We start from the raw sequence: 6,169 nt of genomic DNA on the forward strand, positions 1-6,169 counted from the left end.
GAGGCGCCGTGCGCCTCAGGCGTCCAGCTGCTGGCGCTTGGCGCTGATCACCCCGGTGTCGAAGCCGCCCAGGTGCAGGTTGCCGTGGAACCGGCCGTGCTCGATCTTGATGCATCGGTTCTGCACGGCGTTGAGGCCGAGGTCGGTGGCGCGCTGCATGGCCTCCTCGGAGTGGATGCCCAGCTGCACCCACAGGGTCTTCGCGCCGACCTCCGCGGCCTCCTCCGCCAGGGCGGGGAGGTCATCCGGCCGGCGGAACGCCACCACGATGTCCGGCGCCTCGGGCAGGTCCTGCAGGGAGGCGTAGCCGGGCTCGCCCAGGACCTCGCTGATCCGCGGATTGACGTAGTAGAGCCGGTAGCTGGAGTCGGAGGTCAGATAGGTGGCCACGAAGTAGCTGGCGCGGGCCGGCTTGTCGCTCATGCCCACGATCGCCACGGACTTCGCCGAGCGCAGCAGCTGCAGCCGGCGCGCGGCGTCCGGCTCCTGCCAGGTCCCGTGCGGGTGCTCCGCGGTCACGGTCTCCGCCGGGCCGGCGGTCTGGGGTGCGCTGGTCATCAGGCCTCGCCTCCGTTCTGTGCGGCGCCGACGACGGCGGGCGCCTCCTGCTGAGCGGCCAGGGCGCGATCCAACGCCTGGTCCAGATCCCAGATGATGTCCTCGACGTCCTCCAGGCCCACCGAGATGCGGATCAGGTCCTCCGGGATGCCGGCGGCCGTCAGCTGGTCCTGGGTGAGCTGCTGGTGGGTGGTCGAGGCCGGGTGCAGCACCAGGGTGCGGGCGTCGCCCACATTGGCCAGGTGGCTGGCCAGCTGCAGCTCCTCGATGAACCGGGCCCCGGTCTCCCGGCCGCCGCGCACGCCGAAGCTGAACACCGAGCTGGTGCCCAGCGGCAGCAGGTCCTTGGCCCGCTCATGGTGCGGATGGGAGGGGAGACCCGAGTGGTTGACGTACTCCACGCGCTCATCGGCCTCCAGCCATTCGGCGACCTTCTGCGCGTTGGCGGTGTGCTCCTCCATGCGCTGCGGCAGGGTCTCCACCCCCTGGATCAGCTGGAAGGCGGCCTGCGGGGTCAGCGACGGCCCGAAGTCGCGCAGCTGCTCGGCACGGATCTTGGTGAGGAACCCGTACTCCGCGAAGTTGCCCCACCAGGAGAGCCCGCCGTAGGACTCCACCGGCTCGGTCATCTGCGGGAACTTGCCGTTGTTCCACGGGAAGGTGCCGGACTCCACGATCACGCCGCCCAGCGTGGTGCCGTGGCCGCCGAGGAACTTCGTCACCGAGTGGGTGACGATGTCTGCGCCGTGCTCGATGGGGCGCAGCAGGTAGGGGGTGGTCAGCGTGGAGTCCACCACCAGCGGGATGCCGTGCTCGTGGGCCACCCCGGCCAGTCCGGGCAGGTCCACGACGTCGCTGCTGGGGTTGGTCACGACCTCGGTGAAGATCAGCTTGGTGTTCTCCTGCAGCGCGGCCTTGAAGTCCTCCGCTTCGTCCGAGTCCACGAAGGTGGTCTCGATCCCGAAGCGGCGCAGGGAGACGTCCAGCTGGGTGATGGTGCCCCCGTAGAGCTTCGAGGAGGCCACGATGTGGTCCCCCTGGCCGCACAGGGCCGCGAAGACGAGGAACTCCGCGCTCATGCCGGAGGCCGTGGCCACGGCTCCGATGCCGCCCTCCAGCGAGGCGAGGCGCTCCTCCAGCGCGGCCACCGTGGGGTTGCCGATGCGCGAGTAGATGTTGCCGAACTTCTGCAGCGCGAACAGGTTCGCGGCGTCGTCGGTGTCCTTGAACACGAAGGACGTGGACTGGTGGATCGGCACCGCGCGGGTGCCGTAGACGGCATCCGGCACGGCCCCGGCATGCAGGGCTCTGGTGCGGAATCCGAACTGTCGATCACTCATGGATGCTCCTGAGTCGGTGGCGGGGGTCTGGGTGGTGGTCTGTGTGGTCTGGGTGGTGGTCTGCACGGGCCGGGTGGTCTCGGCGCGCGGCGGGCTCAGCCGACGCGTTCTCGGCAGATCTGAGCGATCTGCGGCACGCAGTGTTCGTTCTGCAGGCTCGTGGTGTCGCCGAGGGTGTCGTCCTCGTGCAGCTGGGTGAGCAGCCGGCGCATGATCTTCCCGGAACGGGTCTTGGGCACCTCCGGCACCGGGATGACGGTGCGCGGCTTGGCCACCGGGCCGATCACGGAGCCGACGTGGGACCGCAGCTCGGCCAGCAGCCGCGCCTCCGCCTCGCTGTCGCCGGCCGTGAGCGCCCCGTTCAGCCGCTCGCGGGCCGCGGCGGTCAGCTCGGTGAACGCGACGGCGCCGAGCCCGGTGGTGGCGTCCGGCACGGGACACACCCCGGCCTCCACCACGTCCGGGTGGGAGACCAGCGCCGACTCGATCTCGATGGTGGAGAGCCGGTGCCCGGAGATGTTGATGACGTCGTCGATCCGCCCCAGGATCCACAGGTCGCCGTCGGCGTCGCGTTTGGCGCCGTCCCCGGCCAGGAACCAGCCTGGTCCGCGTACTTCTGCCAATAGGAGGTGTAGTACCGCTCCGGGTCGCCCCAGACGGTGCGGGCCATGGAGGGGCCGGTGTGGGTGAGCACGATGCTGCCCTGCGTCTCGGCCGGGACCGGTGCGCCGGCGTCGTCGACGACGTCCACCGCCACGCCCGGCATGGCGCGGGTGGCGCAGCCGGGCTTCAGGCCGGTGTCCTCCGGGCGCGGGGTCAGCACGGTGGAGCCGGATTCGGACTGCCACCAGGTGTCCACCATGGGGATGGCCGGGGCGCCGTGGTCGTCGCGGGTGTCCCGGCCGAGCTGGCTGCGCAGCCAGGTCCAGGCCTCCGGGTTGACCGCCTCGCCCACGGTGCCCAGCAGGCGCAGGGAGGAGAGGTCGTAGTGGTCAGGGACGCCGTCGGGGAACCAGCCCATCAGGGACCGCACCAGGGTGGGGGCCGTGTAGTAGGTGGTCACGCCGTGGCGCTGGATGATCTCGAAGTGTCGCCCGGGATGCGGGGTGTTCGGCGTGCCCTCGTAGATCACCTGCGTGGCGCCGGCGGCGAGCGGCCCATAGATCTCATAGGTGTGGGCGGTGACCCAGGCCAGGTCCGCGGTGCACCAGTGGACGTCCTGCGTTCGGCGGGATGGATCCGGGTGGGCGAAGAGCCGCAGATAGGTGAACAGCGCCCCGGTGAGATACCCGCCGGTGGTGTGCACCAGCCCCTTGGGCTTGCCGGTGGTGCCGGAGGTGTACATGATGAACAGGTCCTGCTCGGCGTCGAAGGCTTCCGCGGTGTGCTCGGCGGAGGCGGACTCCACGACGTCATGCCACCAGACGTCTCGGCCCAGACCGTCCCCGGCGAGGTCCTCGGCGGTCCAGGGGATCTCCGAGCCGGTGCGGCGGATGACCAGCACATGGCGCAGGCTGCCGCCCTCGGCCACGGAGAGGCCCTCCACGGCGGCGTCGGCGTTCTCCTTCACCGGCACAGCCTGCCCTCGGCGGAACTGGCCGTCGGTGGTGACCAGCAGCGCCGCCCCGGTGTCCTCCACGCGGAAGCGCAGCGCCTCGGCGGAGAATCCGCCGAAGACCAGCGAGTGCACCGCCCCGATGCGGGCGCAGGCCAGGGTGATCACCACCGTCTCCACCAGCACCGGCAGGTAGATCACCACCCGGTCCCCACGGCCCACCCCCAGGGCGGTCAGGGCGTTGGCTGCCTGATTGACCTTGTCCTGCAGCTGCGCGTAGGTGACGTCCTGCCGGTCCCCGGGCTCGCCTTCGAAATGGAGGGCGACGACGTCACCGCGCCCGGCGGCCACATGGCGGTCCACGCAGTTGACTCCGGGGTTGAGCGTGCCGCCGTCGAACCAGCGGATGTCCGGGCCGCGGCGGGTGCGCGGGTCCGGATCTGTCCACCGGTGGGTGGTGTGCCAGGGGGTCTCCCAGTCCAGCAGGGACGCCGCCTGGTCCCAGAAGGCCAGGCGCTCCTGTTCGGTGACCGGGTCCGCCCAGGAGTGGACGTCCGCGGTCAGCGGGTGCTGCAGAGTCGCCCGATCGATGTCTGACGCCGGCGTCACGCCCATGTCTTCAGCGCCTTCCTCTCCACGACGCCCAGCAGCGCGTCGGTGATCTTGCCCAGGATCGCCAGCAGGATGATGGCCAGCAGCAGACGGTCGGTGCGCCCGTTGTTCTGGGAGTCGGTCAGCAGGAAGCCCAGCCCCATGGAGGAGGCGATCAGCTCCGCGGCCACCAGGAACAGCCAGGCCTGGGCGAGCGCGAGGCGCAGCCCGGAGAACACGCTGGGCACCACGGCGGGCAGCTGCACGGTGACCAGCAGGCGCAGCCCGTGGTACCCGAACGCGCGGCCGGCCTCCACCAGCTGTGGATCCACGTGCCGCAGCGCGGAGTGCACGGCGGTGAAGACGGGGAAGAACGCACCGATGGCGATGAGCGTGACCTTGGAGTCCTCATAGATGCCCATCCACAGGATGAGCAGCGGCACCCACGCCAGGGACGGCACGGCCCGGAAGGCCCCGATGGTGGGGTGCAGCAGGGAGTCGGCGACCTTGGAGAGCCCCAGCACCGAGCCCAGCGCCAGGCCCAGGCCCGCGCCCACGGCGAAGCCCAGCAGCACCCGCTGCACGGAGATGGCGATGTGCTGATAGAGCTCCCCGCGCTCGAACAGCTCCACCCCGGCGGCCAGCACCGACTGCGGAGTCGGCAGCTGCACCGGGGAGAAGACGCCGGCCGCGGTGACGCCGTACCAGAGGGCCAGCAGGACCAGCGGCACGATCGCTCCGATGAGGACCCGACCGCCGGGGATGCGACGTACACGAGCAGGCACTCCAGCGTCCGGACTGTCCGGGCCGGTCACCGGCCGGGGTGCGGCTGAGTCACGGTCGCCCAGCACCCGTGCGGGCTCCGCGCTCTGGTGGCGGCCCTCCTCGTCCCGGGTCCGAGCGCCGTCAGGCAGCGTCTGGCTCATCACTGATCATCCTCGTCGTCCTCGACGATCGTGGCCTCGTCCTCAGAGCCCTCGGCGTCGGTGGCCTGCCGGTTCTCCGCGAACTCCGGGTGGAACAGCGTCTCGAGCGCCTCGTCGATGCTGTCCTGGCTGGAGACGTCGCCGGTGTCGAGGAAGATCGGACCGACCTCCTGCAGCACCTCACGCTGGGCGGCGCCGGGGACCGGGTCGACGTCGAAGTTCGACCGCTCCCGGATCACCGTCTGGGCGACCTCCAGGTCGATGTTGCTGTGCTCGGCCAGGATCTCGGCTGTCTCCTCGGGGTTCTCCTGAGCCCATTCGCGGGCCTGCTCATAGACGTCCACCACGGTCTGGGCGACGTCGGGGTGGTCCTCGATGAACGACTCGGTCGCGTTGATCACGCTGTAGGTGTTGAAGTCCACGTTCCGGTAGAACAGCGTCTCGCCGTCGGCCTCGGCTCCCGCCATGATCGGGTCCAGTCCGGCCCAGGCGTCGACGTCGCCGTTGGCCAGCGCGCTGCGGCCGTCCGCGTGCTGCAGGTTCTGCACCTCCACATCGCCCACCTCCAGGCCGGCCTCGTGCAGGGACTGCACCAGGAAGAAGTACGGGTCGGTGCCCAGCGTGGCGGCCACGGAGACGCCCTCGAGGTCGCCGACGTCGGTGATCCCCGAGTCCGGCGAGGTGACCAGGGCGGCCCACTCCGGCTGGTTCTCGATGAGGATGATCTGCTGCGGGGCGCCGTTGGCGCGCGCCAGCAGGGCGGCGGAGCCGGCCGTGGATCCGACGTCGATGGCCTCGGCACGCAGCTTCTCATTGGCGTCGTTGGAGCCGTGGGACTGGATCCATTCCACCTCGGTGCCGGCCTCGGAGAGCTCCTCTTCGAGCCAGCCGTGCTCCATGATCACCAGGCTGAGTGGGTTGTAGGTGGCGAAGTCGAGGGTGAGCGTGTCCAGTTCGCCCTCGGCGGTGCCGCCGGATCCCTCGCCCTCCACGCATCCGGTCGCCAGCAGAGCGACGGCCGCGCCGGCGATCGTCGCGGAGGCGGCGCGTCGGAACCGCGGCCGCGGGAAGCGGGCAGGGGAGAAGGAGGTGTCGGTCTGACTGGGCATGTCGTGAAGGGACCTTTCGTGCGTGGGTGGGAGCCGCCCCGGTCGAGCTCGGGCTCCGCCCGGCCGCGCCGAGCGGAGGCCGGGAGCGCC

At 70.7% G+C, this 6,169-nt stretch carries 4 protein-coding genes and 1 pseudogene; all 5 read right to left on the minus strand.

What is annotated here, in order from left to right; all coding sequences use genetic code 11:
- Positions 1–15 precede the first annotated feature (15 nt).
- The 5 genes and pseudogenes from BCY76_RS12000 to BCY76_RS12020 all read right to left on the minus strand — a co-directional run bounded on the left by BCY76_RS12000 (position 16) and on the right by BCY76_RS12020 (position 6,079).
- On the minus strand, positions 16–558 hold the full coding sequence (locus tag BCY76_RS12000; protein WP_083277462.1) for a CoA-binding protein: 543 nt from the start codon (positions 556–558) through the stop codon (positions 16–18).
- Positions 558–1,898: an O-acetylhomoserine aminocarboxypropyltransferase/cysteine synthase family protein gene (locus BCY76_RS12005; RefSeq protein ID WP_085437739.1), complete on the minus strand. Its 1,341-nt coding sequence runs from the start codon at positions 1,896–1,898 to the stop codon at positions 558–560. Before BCY76_RS12005 ends, BCY76_RS12000 begins: the two co-directional genes overlap by 1 nt.
- 95 nt (positions 1,899–1,993) lie before the next feature.
- Positions 1,994–4,068, minus strand: a pseudogene (gene acs / locus BCY76_RS12010) (acetate--CoA ligase).
- Positions 4,059–4,970: an ABC transporter permease gene (locus tag BCY76_RS12015; protein ID WP_085437738.1), complete on the minus strand. Its 912-nt coding sequence runs from the start codon at positions 4,968–4,970 to the stop codon at positions 4,059–4,061. The pseudogene acs and the gene BCY76_RS12015 overlap by 10 nt, the downstream one beginning before the upstream one ends.
- Complete coding sequence (locus tag BCY76_RS12020; RefSeq protein ID WP_083277463.1) at positions 4,970–6,079, minus strand: aliphatic sulfonate ABC transporter substrate-binding protein; 1,110 nt, start codon at positions 6,077–6,079, stop codon at positions 4,970–4,972. The genes BCY76_RS12015 and BCY76_RS12020 overlap by 1 nt, the downstream gene beginning before the upstream one ends.
- Between the last annotated feature and the right edge of the window lie 90 nt (positions 6,080–6,169).

The sequence above is a fragment of the Nesterenkonia sp. PF2B19 genome (genome assembly GCF_001758425.2).
GTDB lineage: Bacteria > Actinomycetota > Actinomycetes > Actinomycetales > Micrococcaceae > Nesterenkonia > Nesterenkonia aethiopica.

Excerpts from the sequence above, each read along its gene's own strand:
- BCY76_RS12000 (WP_083277462.1), bottom strand. The coding sequence starts at position 558 with ATGACCAGCGCACCCCAGACCGCCGGCCCGGCGGAGACCGTGACCGCG.
- BCY76_RS12005 (WP_085437739.1), bottom strand. The coding sequence starts at position 1,898 with ATGAGTGATCGACAGTTCGGATTCCGCACCAGAGCCCTGCATGCCGGG.
- BCY76_RS12015 (WP_085437738.1), bottom strand. The coding sequence starts at position 4,970 with ATGAGCCAGACGCTGCCTGACGGCGCTCGGACCCGGGACGAGGAGGGC.
- BCY76_RS12020 (WP_083277463.1), bottom strand. The coding sequence starts at position 6,079 with ATGCCCAGTCAGACCGACACCTCCTTCTCCCCTGCCCGCTTCCCGCGG.